Origin of the sequence: Paenibacillus herberti, assembly GCF_002233675.1 — a bacterium.
Lineage (GTDB): Bacteria > Bacillota > Bacilli > Paenibacillales > Paenibacillaceae > Paenibacillus_O > Paenibacillus_O herberti.
Genome location: NZ_NMUQ01000003.1, coordinates 93,247 through 111,224, shown reverse-complemented (window position 1 = coordinate 111,224; position 17,978 = coordinate 93,247). Strand labels below are relative to the sequence as shown.

General features: G+C 50.1%; 12 protein-coding genes. 1 reads left to right on the top strand and 11 read right to left on the bottom strand.

Going from position 1 to position 17,978, the window contains the following annotated elements; genetic code table 11:
• Window positions 1-14 precede the first annotated feature (14 nt).
• The 3 genes from CGZ75_RS19950 to CGZ75_RS19940 all read right to left on the bottom strand — a co-directional run bounded on the left by CGZ75_RS19950 (window position 15) and on the right by CGZ75_RS19940 (window position 4,861).
• A complete protein-coding gene (locus CGZ75_RS19950) occupies window positions 15-1,037 on the bottom strand; it encodes a cytochrome d ubiquinol oxidase subunit II (protein ID WP_089526053.1) in 1,023 nt (340 codons plus the stop codon).
• 4 nt (window positions 1,038-1,041) lie between these two features.
• The gene (locus CGZ75_RS19945; protein ID WP_089526052.1) at window positions 1,042-2,376 is read right to left on the bottom strand and encodes a cytochrome ubiquinol oxidase subunit I; all 1,335 of its coding nucleotides are present in this window, start codon (window positions 2,374-2,376) and stop codon (window positions 1,042-1,044) included.
• Window positions 2,377-2,455: 79 nt separating this feature from the next.
• Window positions 2,456-4,861: a hypothetical protein gene (locus CGZ75_RS19940; RefSeq protein ID WP_089526051.1), complete on the bottom strand. Its 2,406-nt coding sequence runs from the start codon at window positions 4,859-4,861 to the stop codon at window positions 2,456-2,458.
• A gap of 245 nt (window positions 4,862-5,106) precedes the next feature.
• Between CGZ75_RS19940 and CGZ75_RS19935 the strand changes: the two genes are divergently transcribed.
• Window positions 5,107-5,784, top strand: coding sequence for a lysoplasmalogenase (locus tag CGZ75_RS19935; protein WP_245850982.1), 678 nt, complete (start codon window positions 5,107-5,109; stop codon window positions 5,782-5,784).
• On the opposite strand, the gene CGZ75_RS26295 is transcribed toward CGZ75_RS19935, so the two are convergent.
• From CGZ75_RS26295 to CGZ75_RS19900, 8 genes are all read right to left on the bottom strand, one after another.
• Window positions 5,772-5,906, bottom strand: coding sequence for a hypothetical protein (locus CGZ75_RS26295; protein ID WP_281255128.1), 135 nt, complete (start codon window positions 5,904-5,906; stop codon window positions 5,772-5,774). The two genes, CGZ75_RS19935 and CGZ75_RS26295, sit on opposite strands and share 13 nt — an antisense overlap.
• Window positions 5,907-6,158: 252 nt before the next feature.
• Window positions 6,159-8,237: a DUF4091 domain-containing protein gene (locus CGZ75_RS19930; RefSeq protein ID WP_176444932.1), complete on the bottom strand. Its 2,079-nt coding sequence runs from the start codon at window positions 8,235-8,237 to the stop codon at window positions 6,159-6,161.
• A 512-nt stretch (window positions 8,238-8,749) separates the two neighbouring features.
• Window positions 8,750-11,902 (bottom strand): alpha-mannosidase, encoded by a 3,153-nt coding sequence (locus CGZ75_RS19925; protein WP_089526049.1) that lies wholly within the window; start codon window positions 11,900-11,902, stop codon window positions 8,750-8,752.
• 43 nt (window positions 11,903-11,945) lie between these two features.
• A complete protein-coding gene (locus tag CGZ75_RS19920) occupies window positions 11,946-12,878 on the bottom strand; it encodes an aldo/keto reductase (RefSeq protein ID WP_089526048.1) in 933 nt (310 codons plus the stop codon).
• A 28-nt stretch (window positions 12,879-12,906) separates the two neighbouring features.
• A complete protein-coding gene (locus CGZ75_RS19915) occupies window positions 12,907-14,187 on the bottom strand; it encodes a glycoside hydrolase family 125 protein (RefSeq protein WP_089526047.1) in 1,281 nt (426 codons plus the stop codon).
• 27 nt (window positions 14,188-14,214) lie between these two features.
• A complete protein-coding gene (locus CGZ75_RS19910) occupies window positions 14,215-15,162 on the bottom strand; it encodes a carbohydrate kinase family protein (protein WP_089526046.1) in 948 nt (315 codons plus the stop codon).
• A 30-nt stretch (window positions 15,163-15,192) separates the two neighbouring features.
• Window positions 15,193-16,221, bottom strand: a complete 1,029-nt coding sequence (locus CGZ75_RS19905; protein WP_245850980.1) for a LacI family DNA-binding transcriptional regulator — start codon at window positions 16,219-16,221, stop codon at window positions 15,193-15,195.
• 222 nt (window positions 16,222-16,443) lie between these two features.
• Window positions 16,444-17,850 carry a sensor histidine kinase gene (locus tag CGZ75_RS19900; protein WP_176444931.1) on the bottom strand — a complete coding sequence of 469 codons (1,407 nt, stop codon included), beginning with the start codon at window positions 17,848-17,850 and terminating at the stop codon, window positions 16,444-16,446.
• Window positions 17,851-17,978 lie beyond the last annotated feature (128 nt).

Below are 17,978 nucleotides of genomic sequence, written 5' to 3'. Positions count from 1 at the left end.
CCCATTAATAGCGTTCAAGGCTTCAAATAACGCTTGTCCTTGAGGAAAAGCAGCCAGAACCAGATAAACACGGGCACAAGAACAAGCGTGCTGACGATGTAGCCAATCAGCAGTGAGACGAACATCGCATGGTTCGTGAACCCCTGCTCCACCGTCAAATGGGGGTAGATCAAATACGGGAGATGGGCGCTTCCATAACCAAAGCTAGCCAAGCCGTACTGAATGATGATCAGCACGACCGCTGCCCGCGGAACTCCGGTCCATCCGCCTTTCCCCTTCCACCACAGCGCACTGAATCCGACGACGAAGCTAATACCCGACAGTGCAAACCAAATCCAGTTTTCCTTCATCCGCTCCACGATCCACTGCGCTTCCGGATGCATGGCGACGGCGGCCAGCATGCCCGTCAGCAGCGTGAGCGGACCGATCGTTACCGCGATCATACGGTAGATTCTGTACGCCTCGCGATCCTCTGCCTCTCTAGCGTAATCAGCGAGAAACACAGCAGAGAGGAACAGCTCGCTGGCAACTCCGAAGCCAAGATGAGCATACAAGGTGCGGCTTGTCAGCAGCTCGGCAGTGAGTACATACAGATGCCCGTCGCGCAGCTCGACGAATCCGCCCAGCGTAACCGGCAGCACGGTGATAAGCAAGCCGGGAATGAGCAGCCCCGTTATGCCCGATACGATGCGCAGCTGCGGCACGAAGCGGGAAGACATTTGCGAATACACCATGAACGTGCTCCTCAGCGCGAGCAGCAGCAACACGAGACTGACCGGAACGACGAGCAATGAGCTGAGCATCGGCATCGCAAAAGGAAAAAAACCGACAAAAGCGACGACGAGCAGGACGAGGAAAACGTTGGTCACTTTCCAGGTTGGAGATAGATAGCGATTGGCGATGTCGGCGGCCTTGATTCCCTTTTGCCCCGCGAATACCATGGACCAGAAACCGGCGCCGAAGTCGATCGAGCCTAGGACGGAATAAACAAACACAAACACCCAGATGATTAGGATGCCAAGGCTGGAGTCGCTCATCGCATCAGGCCCCCTGATTCATCGCGGCCAGGTCGCGGCTGACAGGATTGCGCTTAAAGTAAGACCACATCACCAGAATTGTTACGCACATCAGCAACACATAGAGGCCAATAAAAAGCACAAACAGCGTACCGAGATTGCTTGCGGAAGTCGCCGCATCGCTGGTGCGCTGAATGTGGTATATCGTCCAAGGCTGGCGGGCGCTGCAGCTGAAAATCCAGCCCGTTTCAATGCCGATGAGCGACATCGGGCCGCTGAGCATAAGTGTCCGCAGCATCCATTTGGGCAGTGGCTTTTTACTTCTCCACCAATAGATCAGCGCGCCGAATGACATCAGAATCAGCAGCGAGCCGAGTATGACCATGAGATTAAACAGCGTATGCACGAATAGCGGCGGCCAGTTCTCTCTGGGGAACTCGTTCAGTCCTTTCACGACCGTGTCAAAGCTATTACCGGCCAAAAAGCTGAGCGCCCAAGGAATCTCGATCCCTCCGCGAACCTCTTGCCTTTCCTCGTCTACGATTCCTCCAATGGACAAAGGCGCATAGGCTTGAGTCTCGAACAGACCTTCGGCTGCAGCCAGCTTCTCTGGCTCGTAGGTTTGCAGCATTTGAGCCGTCCCATGTCCGTTGAATGCCGTTGCCAGCGACATGACACCGCCGATGATGAGCGCGAGCATCAGCCCTTTGCGATGATAGGCCGCTTCCCGTGGATCGATTCCCCGCTTCAGCAGCTTCCATGCTGCAATAGAAGCAACCGCGAATGCTCCGGTCATGAACCCGGAGAGGGCCACATGCATCGCCGTCGTGTAAAAGCTAGGGTTGAATACGGCTGCCCAAGGGTCGACACTGGAAATAACGCCATCCTTGAAAGTAAAGCCGCGCGGCGTATTCATCCAAGCATGCGCATCCGTAATGAGTACGGCCGAAGCCGTAGCCCCTACCGAGACAAAAATCACACTGACAATGCGCATCCAGGGCTTCAGCCTGTCGGCAGCATACACATAGATGGACATGAACAGAGCTTCCAGGAAAAATGCCCAAATCTCAATCTGGAACGGCAGCGCAATCACTTGGCCGACAATTTCCATGAAACCAGGCCATAACAGCGCCAGCATGACGCCGACAATCGTGCCGGATGGGATCGCCACACCAAGCAGGATGGCGAATCCTTTTGTCCAGCGCATCGCCATCGTTGCGTAATCCGAATCCTTACGGATGTGGAATAGCACCTCTGCAGCAATAATCATCACGGGCAATCCTACACCCAGCGTAGCGAAAATAATGTGGAAGGCCATTGAAGAGCCAAAAAGGGAGCGAGCGAGTTGAACATGATCCATCGGAAAATCTTCCCTCCTGTCTGATGCAGATAGGATTGGTAAAGATATCCGATTTTATGTGTTTACTCGTCTTCTTCTATTACCGGGACCTATTTGCGCTTGCCGTTTCCGGCATGCCACGCAGGAACACTTTAACGTTAACATCCGGCTTGGGATCACCCTCGAACTTGCAGCTGAACGAAAGGCTTTGCCCGCCATGGCGTACGGTTGGCGCGTCTGCCGATGCTTCTACGGTATGCAGCAGGTTCCAGTTGGCATCATATACCCGGCCGATTCGGTCACCGTCACAGGTTAAATATTGATTGGCCTTGATCTCCGTATCAAAGGTCATATAAGCGCCGTCGGTATAAAAAGTCGGTCTCTTTACCGATGCATCCTCATTGCCGTAGACCGGCCGAACGCGCATAGTGAACCGCAGCGGCTGCGGCTCAAATTTGTTGAACATCGCCCAGTCCGAGCCACCTGGCTGACCAGGCTGCAGCTCCGATGGACTGCATACGAACGGCTTTGTCACCTGAACAGGATAAAGGGTCCATTCGCCTGGCCCCGCTGGCTCCAGATGCCAGTCTCCCTTCGGATCGGACATCCGCTCCCGCTGCTCGGCGGTGAACGCTCCGGCTCTACGCGCCGCTTCCCATTGGTGGACTGCTTCCAGCAAAATATCGATATTCCCATTCCTCTTCAGCACGACAAAATCACTAACAAGCGCGAATCCCGCTCCGAATCCGGAAGCCTTCGACAACACCCACTCGATCTCATCAAGCGCTGTCGCTTCAAAGCGGTCGGAAGCCGAACGAATGAGGAACCAACCAAGCATCGGCGGGATAAAATTACGTGCAAAGTAACGCTGGTTGCTGAGCCGCGATTCCATCTGCCCTTCCCTTGTTTCCGCTCCCCATGGCTCGCCCCAATTGAAGCGAGTGAATACATGCCATAAATAGTTTGGTACAACAAAGCTCGCATCGTTAATTACTTCTTGCTGCCAGCTTCTGAATTGCTTCTCCACGAAACGGACAACACCGTAATCATCCTGTCCCGCTGCGTAAACTCCTTCCAACCCGTCAAACGAGATTTGCTTGAGCTGCGCACCGTTCATCAGATCGGTGATGCGATCGGCGTATTCATCCTGCAGTTCAATCCCTGGAAATACAACATCATAGGGATGATCCCACAGACGGGCAATTGCGGAACCCTCTTCATGAGCTGCCGCGGACGTTCCGTTCACTCCTCGCTTAACACCAAGCAAGGTCCAAGGCGCAGCTTCGGACACAGCCTCATATTCGATCAGCTCATCGCCGATTTTGGCCGTTCTGCGGAATAGCGCGGCTGTGAAAGCCAATGGCTCACCGATCCCGATGACTGTGTCATCCGCGCTCATCGATCCTGTGAGCGTTGACGTTCCGACTGGCTGCAGACGCTCGTCAGGAATCGGAGTTACATAGGGGTCATTTAACGTGGTGAAATTGCTCAGTGTATGAATGCCTACATGAATGCCTTCGCTCGCCGCGAGCTCGGAGCAAGCCTTGAGACCTTCGTCGCCACTTGGAAAGTTGCTTGGCTTCAGCTTGAAATGGCCCCACTGCACAAATGGGTCTGGATGATAAATATAATTCACACCGGCCATTTTGGCGTATTTAAGCGCTTCCGAAATGGTCGATTCTGTAAAATCGGTAATGAGATAAGATTGATTGGCAGCCGGGGATCTCTTTCCCCACACGCCTTCTATTATGGGATGCGGCAAATGCTCGCCAAGCTCAATTGCCTCGATCGTATCGAGAACCCGATCAACCGGGCAGCCGAATAGGGCAATTCGTGTGCCGACAATCTCAGCATCTTCGCCGCCGATCGGAGTAACCTCGGCAGCCCGTACATTCCATACCGGGCGGGTTGCCCGTTTTGAACGGTCGCGGGCAAAAGCCTGCAATCCGCTTCCTCCATTCAGAGTCGGCCAGGCGGTACTGACATGATGCTCAAATTTATTATCTCCCATTTCCGGACTGTTCGAATCCGGCTTACCGCCCTGGCTGTACGATTTCGGCATCGCTTCATGCCTGGCGATTTCGAGCGGCCATCCGCCGACCGTCTTGGGATTAAGCACCTGAAGGCCGATCGCGAATTGTCCGTCATGAACGACGCCGACCGATTCCCCGATCGAGCTGTCGATCGTCGTTAGATAGGGTCCCCAAATAACGGCGTCTGGACGGCCATTTTCTATCTGAAGCACCTCAAACGTCATATAGCTGCTCTGGCTTGCCGCCGCGACGACCACTTCCGTACCGCCTTGGAAACCGAGCCTTATTTTTCCTGATGACTCTTCCGTAGCTCGGACCGGTGCATGCAATTCGCCGTCAGCGACCAAACGAAGCAGCGGTGATGAATGAGCAGAAGATTCGTAACGAAGACTGTCGGTGGAACCGATTAAGCCATCGATGATCCCTTTGTCGTTAATATGAATAGCCAGTTGTCCCGCCTGTATCGTGAACATAGATTATCCTCCTGAGCCGAGCATATTTGGATGTCCAGCGCATATGCATTCTGGTAGATTAACAAGGAGTTTAGCACAATCATTTGTGGACGCACAGATACAGGCTAGAAACTGACCGGAATGCCTATAAACTTGGCATAATCCCCCCGTTCCTCTATTCCGGGCCAGGCTTTCGGCTGTATAATAGAGCTCTGCTGGAAGCGTTTGCTAAGTTCAGCATGCTGATGAAACGGAGGAATTCAACTTTGCCAAAGTATATGCTTCCCCTGCTTATTGCCCTCATGGGGCTGATCTACATTTTCGCGATTCCGGCGGAACCGGAAGGTATCAAGCTAGTATTCAAGCTAATTCCTATGGCATTGATTATTACTTATGGCTGGCTGCGGATGCCGAAGCAGCGCAAGCCATGGCATTGGATCTTGCTCGCTGGTTTGTTCATTTGCTCGATTGGCGATGGCACTATACGCTGGTTCGTAATCGGACTATCCGCATTCCTAATCGGCCATCTGTTTTATATTCCGGCCTTTTTCAGCCGCTTCCGCTTCTCCCCGTTGCGACTAGCAACTATATTGCCAATTGGTGTTTATTCCGCCTTCATGGGCTCCCGGCTGGTGGAAGCGCTGCTGGAGGATGGCCGCTCCGAGCTGATCGCTCCGGTCATGGCTTATATTATCGTCATCTCCTTGATGGCATGGTCCGCTATCATGACAGGCAATAAGACCGTCATCGCTGGCGGCCTGTTGTTCGTCCTATCGGACTCGATTCTCTCTTGGAATATGTTTGTCAGCGAAATTGCTTATTCGCATGCTCTCATCATGCTCACTTACTATTCGGCGCAATTTTTAATCGCGACCAGTCTGCGGGAGAGCAATGAGCAAGTACCCTCTATTGGAAAAGGCAGCTCAAGTATTTATCCGACTTGATATTCATGCCGCTGCAACTTCATGATATACCAAGCATCGCAAGCATAATGCTCTGATCCAGCAAGCGGAGCATCTAGCGGTTGGAAGCCATTTTTCTCATAAAAGCGCGCAGCGGCTACCATGCTCGTCAATGTCTCCAGATAACACTGTGCGTAATACCGGCCATCTCTGCGTTGTCCTGCCCCTTAAGCGCTCTAATAAACACTCTCTCGACCTCCCTTTCCACCATCTTCTTCTATACTACTGGGCAAAAAGAAAGCCAGCAAGGCAGCGCCTTGCTGGCTTAACTTATTCATTTGCTTTCAATGTGGATGATTATTTCCCATTTTGTAAAATTGGTTCGTTTCCTTCAGGAGAGATGATGATTTCCCATTTTATCGATCGTCATCGTCGTGATCATCATCGTCGTCATGATCGTCGTCGTGATCGTCATCATCATCGTCATTATTCCCGCAGTTGTTCCAGCCTCCATTGCCATTGCCATTGCCGTTACCGTTGCCGTTGCCATTACCGTTCCCATTGCCGTTGCCATTGCCATGACCATTGCCGTTGCCGTTGCCGTTACCTTTGCCTTTCCCGTTGTCACTCCGTCCCTTATCGTCGTCTCGATCGTCATCCTTATCCGGCTTGCACAACTGGGGGCCGGATGCACCCGCAGCAGCACGGACAAGCTGCTTCTGAGCTGCAGAGATAACCGTGTAATCGGCTTCGTAGTCATTGCCGGAACGGATGATGCTGTTCAACAAGTTATTCGCTGCAGTCGGGTTGCTAGCTTTTAACAACTTCAGCAATTCAAACTCCTGGGAAGCCTGACGAAGCGACTCAAGTCGGATAGAGCTTCTAATCTTCATGTTCGCCTTATCCGGGTACACATAGTTGCCGTCTCCAAGCACAGTGGAATACATCATGTCACCTGCCGGATAATCCGGGAATGGCGCCCTCCACGTATTCCATTGATTGAGGCCCCAATTCAAATATCCCGACATATTCCATTTGGAAGCAAGCCAGCCAAACAGCTCACCGTGCCATACAGGCCGATCAATGAGCGTATTCAAATAATTATCGCCGGTAGGATGGAGGGATGTATAAAACCATAGTTTATCCCCAGGCGTTCGGTAGCTTTCAACTTCGGCTGTGTTGTTTTGGTAGTTATCCAACATAACCGCGAACGTATCCACCATTCCTTGCAAAGGTTGCATGCTCCACGCCACAACCGCTTCTTCCTTTTTCATGCCGGGGCTGTACGTATCAATCATATTGCTTAGAATCGGATACAAACTTTGTTGAAACGGTTGACCAGGCTCGTCGATGACATGATGCTCAAAAATGCTGTTCCAGCCTTTACTCGTTAAATGTTGATTCAGGGAAGTTAAATATTGAGTCAAATAATTGGTAACCGCTGCAGGATCAACATCATAACGAATGAGCTTCGTGATCGGTGGGCCTGATGGGTTTGCAGGGTTCTGTGCCAGTGTCTCCACATAAGTATTCGAGAAATCGTTGTTAGCTGCGTCACTGTCCGCCTTATATTTGGATAGCGGCCCGCCAACGAATTTTTGAATGCCCCCATTATCTTTAAAATATTGAATAAAGGAATCAAAGAAGCTCCAATCAAACGTCACATTGCCGGCAGCATCCACTTTTGTGTTCGGTCCTTGGAGCAGCAGATCCGCTTGGTTCAGCTTCAGCACATTAAGCCGATTTTCTTTCATCAGCTTAGCGAACTCGCCCATGATGTTCCACCAAGCCGTGGAGCCCGTTGTCGTCCCGTACGCATCATTGATCGGATTAGCATTCGTATCAAAATTGCCTACAAGCTGTGACCACAGCTCGGTGCTATATGCCGAGGGGGAGCTTGCATCAGGCAGAGTTACGTTCGCCACCTCGATGCTGACGCTGATTGGAAAATTGCCTTTTGTCGTTTTAACGGTCGCTGTTCCTGTATAGGTTCCGCTAACCGTTCCGGTTGGCACTTTGACTCGAACCCAGATAGGTTGGGTCGTATTCGCTGCAACTGCTACTGTGGGATCGTTCAACAGAATTTCGGGGAAATTGACGGTTGAGCCTGCTGTCACCGTGCGGACAGGACCAGACACATTTTGCGAGTTGTGATCGGTGAGGATATAGTCGACAAAATGATAGTTTAAATTAGAGCTGGGTAACGTCTTATTGCCCGACTTAAAATTGGAGAATGTAACCCCGGTTATGGTCGAGCTTTGATTGGAGCGATACAGAATTTGAAACGGCTCGATAGCGTTTTTAGCAGATACAATACCAATAGAAGTTGGTAACGTTGCCGGCATTGGAGTGTCCTGAAACACGTTGACCCGCCAGTCCGACGTCCAAGCACCTGTAGGCGGCGCCGCCGAAGCGACTCTTGCCGGTCCTATGCCGGCTGTGCATATTGCCATGATGAGGATTGTTGAGACCATGATCGAAAACTTTCGGATCATAACTATCTCTCCCCTACGATTTGGATAGGAACCCGCTCTAATGATGTAAGCGATTCCTAAAGACAATATAGCCTCTCGCATGGTTTGAAAAAATAGATACATTTTGGATTCCATAGCTTTATTTTAGATCGATCCCTAATGGAAGCAAAAAAAGGCCATCCCTAAGTCGTCCTTACACCTCCCTCCATACGTAACGGAACTGAGAAGCCTTATTCGGGTAAAATGGAGGGGGTTCGAAGCGTAACGGAACTGAGAGATGTTATTCAAGGAATTTCGCGTAATATTATCATTTCTGAACCAAATAACGCTTCTCAGGCCCGTTAGCTATCTCGAACCCTGTTTTGAGGCAGATGTTCTCTGAGCTTCCCTAGTGTTGAGGAGAATCAATAGGAACTTTCTTTCACAAAAAAACGGGAGGAAGCTGAGCTTGGGCTCAGTCTCCTCCCGTCTTACTGATAGTAGTATAAGGCACTGTATCCCTAGCTCTAGCCGTAGAAGCAGCCGAATCCGCTTTAAAGCTGAATCATAAACGTTTTAACTTCATAAGGCTTCAGCTCAAAACTTGCATCTGGCGATAGGAAAACTCCGAGAGGCTGCTCCATCAGATTGCATTCCTGCAGGGATCCAATTTCCAAGTCGCTGCTCAGCTCTACCGATGAACGAATGCCGGCAAATTCATGGACACGCAGCACGAGATAATCTCCGTCCTCCGCTTTTTTGATCGAATCTACCATTACATTAGGGACGGATAAGCGGAACAACGAGAAGCCCTCTCTAACCGGAGCCCCTTGGCAATAGGTCAAAGGATTGTTAAGCGACCACGCTTCCTGCACGGTGCCGCCAGTATACCATTCGCCCCCATGAGGAAGGAGCGCATAAACGAATTCATGCTCCCCAATATCCGCATCTGGATCTGGATCAATAGCGGACTTCAGCAGCGACAAGCGCATCACATTATCCTTGATGTCATACCCGTACTTACAATCGTTCAGCAAACTAACACCGTAGCCGCGTTCAGACAGATCGGCCCACTGATGCCCAACGGTCTCGAATCGCGCCCAATCCCAGCTCGTGTTCCAATGCGTCGGACGTTTCACGTTGCCGAATTGAATATCGTAGGTCGCTTCCGTGGAACGAACGTCAACCGGGAAAGCGACCTTCAACAGCTGCTGACGCTCCTGCCAATCAATATGAGTGCAGAAATCAATTCTTCTGCTGTCCTTGTACACCGTCATTGTCTGTGTGATGACAGACTTGGCGTAGCGCCACTTGAATTCAACAGCGGCACTTAGTGAGCCTGCATCTACAAGCTGCACGGATTCAAGCTCAGAAATTTCTCGCATTTTTTCTTGATAGAAAATATCGATATCCCAAGCTTCGAAGTTGAGCGGTTTGTCTTCGAATACTTGTAAAACGTTACCGCGACTATCCGGCGCAAGAACATTCCTGCGATGATCAAGATCGTAAATCCGGGATAGCTGCCCGGCTTCATTCCACTCGATCTCGTAGTGAGGTGTTTTCAGAACACGGCCCTCTTGTTCGAAAGGAATCACTGCCCCAGAAGCTGCCCCTGCTCCATCCTTATTATGAAGGGCAACCATTCCTAGCGAAGGCAAATGCGGAACCGCCACGATCCAGCGGCCATCCGAACGCTGCTGCGAAGCGAGAGTGTTGCCCTCTGCGTCCGTCCAGACGCTTCCTGCAACAACGCCATCCGCCACTACTTCGAGCAGATCATCGCGCTCCCATGGTGAGCTATTAAACACGGTATAAGTCCCCTGCGCATTCGTCCCCGCCGCCACTTCAATACCACCAACAACGGCAGCTGCTTCGCTCCAAGCTTCCGTTGCGATCGACAGCGCCTCGGCATACTCCTCGCGGCTATCCTCGTAAACTTCCTTGATTGAGGAGCCAGGTATAATATCGTGGAACTGATTGCGCAAAATAATCGTCCAGCCTTGATTCAGCTGCTCTTGACGATACTGGCTCCAATTACCGTGTAGCACGCTGGCTAGAGTGCTCACCCATTCCGTCTCCCGATAGAGCAGCTCCAGCTTGCGATTCATCCGTTTATTGTAAGCCTGGCTCGTATAAGTTCCCCGATGGTACTCCAGGTACAGCTCGCCATCCCAGGTGTGAACGTAGCGATCCGTCTCCTTGAACGTTTCTTGCAACCGCCCAAAGTATTCATCCGCGCGACCGGTTTTCACATTCGGCAAGCCAGGCATGTTATCCAGCCTGCGGCGCATTTCGAGCATTTCCCGATTCACTCCGCCGCCACCGTCACCATAACCGTAGGATAGGAGCAGCTCCTGATTCACTTCTTTTTCCTGATAACCTTCCCAAGCTCCCTGGACCGTCTTAGCCGACACGAGACCGTTGTAGGTATAAAAGAAAGAGTTAGCTTCTTCCCAATCGTCAGGCGTTGTAATGAAGTGAGTCAGCACTTCCGACCCGTCGATGCCCCGCCATTTGAATGTATCATGCGGCATCCGGTTGAACTGATTCCAGCTAATCTTCGTTGTCATGAACGTATCAAAGCCAGATTTTTGCAAAATCTGCGGTAATGCCCAGCTGTATCCGAACACATCAGGCAACCACAAATACTTGCTCTCCACGCCGAATTCCTCACGCATAAACCGAGTTCCGAACAGGAACTGCCGGACGAGCGATTCCCCAGAGGGCAGATTGCAATCCGCTTCCAGCCACATGCCGCCGCCGATCTCCCAGCGTCCTTCGCGCACGCGCTCGCGGATTTGCTCATAAATCTCCGGATAATCCTGCTTAATGTACGCGTACAGCTGCGGTTGCGTCTGCAGGAATACATAGTCCGGGAATCGTTCCATTAAGCGCAGCACGGTAGAGAACGAGCGAGCACATTTCTCGCGTGTATGCTTCAGTCTCCACAGCCATGCCACGTCGATATGGGTATGACCGATAGCAGTTACCGTTACGGGATGATGCTTCTCGAAACGATCAAGCTCCGACAACAGTAACTCGCGAGCTTCGTAGATCGATTCGTAGTACGAATCGGAGCCCATCTGGGACCAATCCACCTTCAGTAAGGCTCGGTCGAGCGCCTTTAAGAGACCCGCCCGATCAGGATGGTTGCCCTCAAGCACTTCAATTGTTCCCAGCACGGCACGGCCTGTGTAATAAAAATCATCTATTTTCTCGTCCAGCCAGCAGAGCTCGGCTCGATTCACGGTATGTTTCATTTCGCGCGGCTTGCCGCCGCCGCTCAGACCCGACCATAAACGGATGTCCATCCGGCCCGAAGTGCCTGGGACTTCATCCGGCAGAAACACCTCTTGGTGATTGGAATCAACGCCTTGATAAGGAGCACCGTTCCAGTAAAGCAAAGACTCAAAACCGTCGTTATTGCCCCCGCCCGTCTCGCCAAAATCAAACCGTCCGAGCACGGATCTGCCCGCCCATTCCTGAGGAACCTCAACCTGGCGGGATAACCAGATATAGCGGTCGCGTCCTTTCCAGGTTTCGCCCGTTTTCAATTCGAACTCGGGAGAGCCCACAGGTGGCCGCGCTCCCGTAGCGCCGGCTTCGTCCTCGATGGCGAAGAAGCTGTCAAACGGAATGGTGTCGCGATAACGAGCTTCGCTTAACTCGCGCAGTCTCGCTTCCAGCTTTTTTTCTGTGAACAACATGTTATCCTCACCTTTTCCCCAAATGTCGATTCACAGCACCTAATCAAGCTTTATCAGCTGTATCCAACCATGCAACTTCTTCAGCGGTCAGCTCTAGATTCATCGCTTCAACCGATGATTGAAGCTCCTCCGGATTGCGAGGTCCGATAATCGCACATGTCGGGAATGGCTGATAAAGAACGTAAGACAACGCAATTTGAATCGCTGTAACACCTTTCTCTTCTGCCAGTTGTACGGCGCGACGATACCGCTCCCAGTTGTTGTCACTGTAATAAACGCGGACCATTTCTGGGTCCGTCTGTATGTCTGGAGCAAAGTTACCCGAGAAGAAACCGCCTGCCTGCGCCGACCAGGAGAGGAGCGGCAGCCCTGTTCCGACATGCCACTGGCAAGTTTCCCCATCTGCCGAGACAGTTCCTTCCCATCTAGGTTCTTTCGGCTTGGCCAAGCTTAGATTCGGGCTATTGAAAGCAAATCCGGTTAAGCCATGGGCTGCTGCGTATTCGTTAGCTTCTCTTATTCTTTGGTGGGACCAGTTCGAAGCTCCGATGGCGTGAATTCTCTTAGCTTGAAGATGCTCGTTCAGCTCTTCCATAATGGGTCCGACCGCAACGGTTGGATCATCGCGATGGAGCGCATATAGATCGACATACTCGGTGCCGAGCCGCTCTAGACTCTCGGTCAAATCCTGGCGGATCGCCTGAGGATTCACGCGTGGACCGGGACTTCCATCGTCATGATGGGCGCCTTTGGTCATGATGACAACCTTTTCACGAAGGTTGGTTTCCGCTAGCCACTCGCCAAGAACTTGCTCTCTGCCACGGTATTGATGGGCAGTGTCAAACGCATTGCCACCTGCCTCGATGTACGCTTCCAGCATGATCCGATGCGGCTCTTCCAGCTTCCGTAAGTCCCCCGTGCCCATGAACAACCGGGAAATCTTTTTCTCGACACCTTGGATTTCAATATATTTCATCTTTATACCTCCCGAATGCCTGAATGCCTTAGCTGAAAAATCCTTTGCCCATCAAACGGTGAATCAGCTCAGCGAATAAACTATTTGCCCAAGCAAACCAAGGACGAGTATAGTTCTCCGGACGGTTCGGATCGAACCCTTCGTGCATATATCCCGTACCTGCATCCGTCCGTTGAAGCATATTCAGCAGTTCCGCGATTTCGGCATCATCCTGTGAGGTGAGCGCCTGCATGGACAAGCTGATATGCCAAATGTAACCGGGTGGAGTATGCGGACTTCCGATTCCTTTGGCGTATTTGCCCTCATAGAAATAAGGGTTGTCGCTGCTCAGCACGAAATTGCGGGTGTTCTGGTAAATGGGATCATCATGAGTCGTGTAACCGAGATAAGGAATCGACAACAGGCTTGGCACATTGGCATCATCCATCAGATTGTAATTGCCTAAACCGTCCGTTTCGTAAGCATAGATTCTGCCGTATTTAGGATGAAGATAAGTGCCGTAAGTTTGAATCCCGAAGTCGATTTCCTCCCGCAGCTCGGCCGCCAGTCGAACCAACTCCGCGTCCTCCCATACTTCCTCGGCAATCTCCTCGATGTAACGGAGCGCGACGACAGCGAACATATTAGAAGGGATCAGGTAGCCGAATGTACAAGCATCGTCGCTCGGGCGAAATGCGGACCATGTCATTCCCGTATAATTGACCGGCATTCCCATTCTGTTGTTGCGCAAAGTGTCGCTTGGCGGACAATCCACTCGGGCGAAACGGTAGGGCGATTGCTCAGCATGCCTCTGCTCCGTTTTCCATAGAGATAAAATGGTATGAACTGCCGCGCGGAAAGAATCGTCGAACTGACGCATCACTCCGGTCTCTTTCCAGTAGAGGTAAGCGAGCTGAATGGGATAACATAACGAATCGATTTCGTATTTGCGTTCCCATACCCAAGCATTAAGCTCGGTTAAATCCCAATCAAAGCGATTGTCATTCGCCGCCTCGTTGAACGCATTGGCATAAGGATCAATATGAATAAAAGCGATTTGTCGGCGGATCAAGCCTTCCAATAGGTGCTGCAGATCCTCATCCCCGGCTGCAAGGGGCAGGTAATGTCTGACCTGTGCGCTGGAATCCCTTAACCACATTGCCGGAATGTCGCCCGTTATGACGAATACCGATTCATCCTGCAAAAGCTTTACCGTCGTTTCCAGCGTATTAGGATAACATTTATTGAACATATCCAGCAGCTGCGGATGAGCCGTTAGCGTAGTCTCGGCCTCTTGCAGCAATGTCGATACCGATTGTGGAAGCCTCATCGCTTGATCATCACCTCTCCTGGTGGCTTAAGTCCGAACTTCATGCTCATCTTCATGCTCTCGGAGAAAGGCTTTTAAGCCTTCCAAATCCGGCGTTCCCGTGCTTCCGCCCAGAGAGCCAACGGATAGAGCACCGCATGCATTACCGTACTGCAAGCTCGTTTCGACGTCCATTCCATTCAAAAAGCCGAACAAATACCCCGCATTGAAGGAGTCGCCAGCTCCGGTTGTATCAACCGCTACGACGGAGTACCCAGGCAGGCGAGTCAGTACATCATCCTTTAGCGCTATCGCGCCTTCCGCTCCCAGCTTGATGACCACATGATCGCAATATTTCCCCATATGCCTAATACAGTCTTCAATGTTGCTCATTCCCGTGTAATGTTGAGCCTCCGTTTCGTTCATCAAAAAGACGTCGATATCTTGCATCAATTGAAATACGCTATTGTCCCATTCACCGGAATCGTCCCAGCCCACGTCACAAGAGAGGCTGACCCCTCTTTCTTTCAGCTCTTTCGTCATTTCTACGTATTGATCATGATTTCTCCTGCCCCTATAACCGGTAATATGGACATGTCTGCCTTGAGCGATTTCATCAAAATCCAAGGTGTCCATCCGAAGCTCAGCATTCGATCCGGCATAAGTGATGAAGGATCGATCCGTTTCAGGATTAAATGCGATTGAGATGCCCGTGTTATTAATATCGCTATTTCGGATCATCCTGGTATCGATACCATATTGCTCAAAACGTTCCCGAATATAGTGTCCGTAATTGTCATCGCCCAGCACTCCGTTGAATGCAACACGAATGCCGAGCTTAGCGAGAGAGACTGCAAAAAGAGCAGCTCCCCCACCAACATGCATCGTCATTCTATCCACGAAAATTTCCTGGCCCGGCTGAGGAACTTGACTGAAACCTTCCACCACAAGATCGATATTGGCATCCCCGATTACAACCGCATCATAAATTCTCAATGTCTTCTCCCTCTTCCGATTGCTAGATGATTAAGCTTTCTGGCTCTTGATCCCTGCCGTGCAGCTGTCCCGGACGACCAGCTTATGCTTAAGAATGACATCCTCACTCTGCGGAGCCTCGCTGTCTGTAATTAAATCGAGAAGTTTCTCGACCGTCACCTTACCCATTTCTAAAATCGGCTGCTCCATCGACGACAATCGTGGACGTACCTGCTCGGTCAACTGGCTCCCGTCGAATCCAACTACGGCTATATCATTCGGAACCTTCAGCCCATGGTCATGGATGTAATTCATAGCTCCAACCGCCATATCATCACTAACCGCAAATACAGCTGTAGGATAGGTTTCGCCACTCAGTATTTCCTTCATCTTGTCGTATCCGCTTTGCGTTTTGTAATCGCCAAATCGGATATAATCGTCCACTTGATCCACTCCACAGTCGGCAAGGGCTTGGCTGTAACCGATATACCGGTTTTGTCCTGAGGTGACGTCCCTCATATCTCCACCGATAAACCCGATTCGTGTATGACCCAAACGGATCAAATGGCGCGTTGCTTCATAGGCCGCAGCATAGTCATCAATAATAACGGATATGAATTTTTGATCCACGGGTTTAACGCTGGAAAAAATGATCGGGATATCAAGCTTGAGAATTAAATCGCGAATATCATCGTTTATTTTTTCATGCATGATAATAATTCCGTCTACGCGCATCTGCTGAAACACTTGTAAATACTTGAGTTCTTTGTCCGTATCCTCGATGATATTGCAAACCAGCAGATTATAGTCGTTAAGACTCGCGGTTCTCTCAATCGTGCTTAGAATCGTGGAATAAAAGCTAGAAGTAACATCAGGGACAATAACACCGATCAGGTTCGTTTTTTGCCGTACAAGACTTCTTGCAATATGACTCGGCGTGTAACCGAGCTCGTCGATCGCCCGTTGAACCCTGGCTTTCAAATCGTCTTTGACGTATTTCTCGCCGTTTAACACCCTCGAAACCGTCGTAACGGATACACCCGCGTGTTTAGCGACATCTTTAATCTTTGGCGCCATCATCGTCCCCCTGCCTTCAAGCTTGGTAGATTTCTGGTATCGATACCATAAGTCGATAAAAAAATTTGAGCCTATTTCTATTCTACTATAAAGGAATCGGAATAATGGTATCGGTACCAGAAAGAAAACTTTCATGGTACCGCTTACATCTTATCTATGGTTCATTATAATATGTAAATCCCCGTTTGACAATAATTCATGCGAAAACTTAACATGCAAAAAGGTTTAAATTTCTCCTGAAACAAGCGTTCCTTTATGGATTACGGCCCGCCGTTCCGCGCGTCTGGCAACAGCTTCAGCTGTACAGCTTGCCTGTACTAAAACTAGGCTTGCTTCATCTCCGACGGCAGGCCAAACTTGCTTCCCTTTTTCATCCAGCGGCGTAATTCCACGTGTAATGTATTTAATGGATTGAAATTGGTAGCGATGCTCTTGAATCAGCATGTAGTTTTTAACATTTTCAAGCTCACTTCGTATCGTAGCCGGGCCGCTTTTGCCCAAGTTATAACGCAGTACTTTTATAAGAGCTGAAATGAGTTTATCCATCTCGTTCTGTCCCGCTATTCTAGCTGTCCATCTTAGAGTATCTAGTGTGTTATGGAGAAAATGAGGATTGATCTGATACATCAGCTTCTCGATTTCAAGCTGCCCCTTTCTCTTCCCCTCCACTTCCAGCTCGTCCATCAGAACTCCGATTCTTTCTCTCATCTGAATAAAGTCCTGGCGAATAGAGTCAAACTCCATCATATTTATAGACTGGAAAGGCTCGTCCCACTTATCGTTTTTGACATTGCGAATGCTCTGGCTTAATTGACGCATCGGCCGATACAGAGAACGCCAAAGAAACCATGCGATAACGATCCCGATGATAAGCATTAAGAGGCCAGAATAAAAAAACTTGATCATCCAGCTTCGTATTTCGGACTCATAATCCTTTTTGGGAATGGCAGCGACAACCTTCCATTTCTGGTTGCCCGTTTCTTCAAATACATAGTTGCCATTGATGATTCTCTCGGAGTCTGCGGTTGTCTCGTAACTAGATCCGACCGGAAAATCTTTTGGGTTTTCGCTAAATGTAATAACTCCGTTATGGTCGACAATTAAATGCACCATATTGAAGCCAGACGAATCTTCCTTGAGCAGATTGTCTTCCAGCCTTAAATCGGATTCGATATAAACATACAGATTATCGGAATACGGCACATCTATTTTACGCACGATGGACATGACATTCCTGTTCAGAACCATCGCCTGAGATTCATGAGGCCCAAAATAGGTAAAATCTTGATACTGATCAAATACAGGAAGCTTGCCAATATCAAAGCCTTGTTTAAGCGGGATGTTCTGGAACAAAAATTCATCACTATCTTCAAAAAAATAAAACATCAGACCGACTGAAGGATTTGTAAATTGGATGAGATTTAATTTGGTGCGAATACCGTCGTAGAGGAGCTTTTTTTCCAGCGCTTGTGCATCCAAGTATTGTTCCAGGTCACTGCCGACTTGTCCGTCAAAGGCAAGCTGCTGGGAAACCTGATTCAACTGTCTCAACAGCGTATCCAGAGAGAGCCGAACTTGATGCAGATTGCCTTTGATCCCAGACTCCGTCTTGTTCTCCAAGATTGAATGCATAGAATAGTATGATATGCTCCCGATTAATAAGAGCGGAGTCAGAACACTGAGAATCAAGAGAGCTATGAGCCGATGTTTAAGCGAATACGGGACTAAACCCTTAAAGCGCCGCGGAATAAAACGAGACA

Excerpts from the sequence above, each read along its gene's own strand:
- CGZ75_RS19950 (WP_089526053.1), bottom strand. The coding sequence starts at position 1,037 with ATGAGCGACTCCAGCCTTGGCATCCTAATCATCTGGGTGTTTGTGTTT.
- CGZ75_RS19945 (WP_089526052.1), bottom strand. The coding sequence starts at position 2,376 with ATGGATCATGTTCAACTCGCTCGCTCCCTTTTTGGCTCTTCAATGGCC.
- CGZ75_RS19940 (WP_089526051.1), bottom strand. The coding sequence starts at position 4,861 with ATGTTCACGATACAGGCGGGACAACTGGCTATTCATATTAACGACAAA.
- CGZ75_RS26295 (WP_281255128.1), bottom strand. The coding sequence starts at position 5,906 with ATGGTAGCCGCTGCGCGCTTTTATGAGAAAAATGGCTTCCAACCGCTA.
- CGZ75_RS19930 (WP_176444932.1), bottom strand. The coding sequence starts at position 8,237 with ATGATCCGAAAGTTTTCGATCATGGTCTCAACAATCCTCATCATGGCA.
- CGZ75_RS19925 (WP_089526049.1), bottom strand. The coding sequence starts at position 11,902 with ATGTTGTTCACAGAAAAAAAGCTGGAAGCGAGACTGCGCGAGTTAAGC.
- CGZ75_RS19920 (WP_089526048.1), bottom strand. The coding sequence starts at position 12,878 with ATGAAATATATTGAAATCCAAGGTGTCGAGAAAAAGATTTCCCGGTTG.
- CGZ75_RS19915 (WP_089526047.1), bottom strand. The coding sequence starts at position 14,187 with ATGAGGCTTCCACAATCGGTATCGACATTGCTGCAAGAGGCCGAGACT.
- CGZ75_RS19905 (WP_245850980.1), bottom strand. The coding sequence starts at position 16,221 with ATGATGGCGCCAAAGATTAAAGATGTCGCTAAACACGCGGGTGTATCC.
- CGZ75_RS19900 (WP_176444931.1), bottom strand. The coding sequence starts at position 17,850 with ATGCATTCAATCTTGGAGAACAAGACGGAGTCTGGGATCAAAGGCAAT.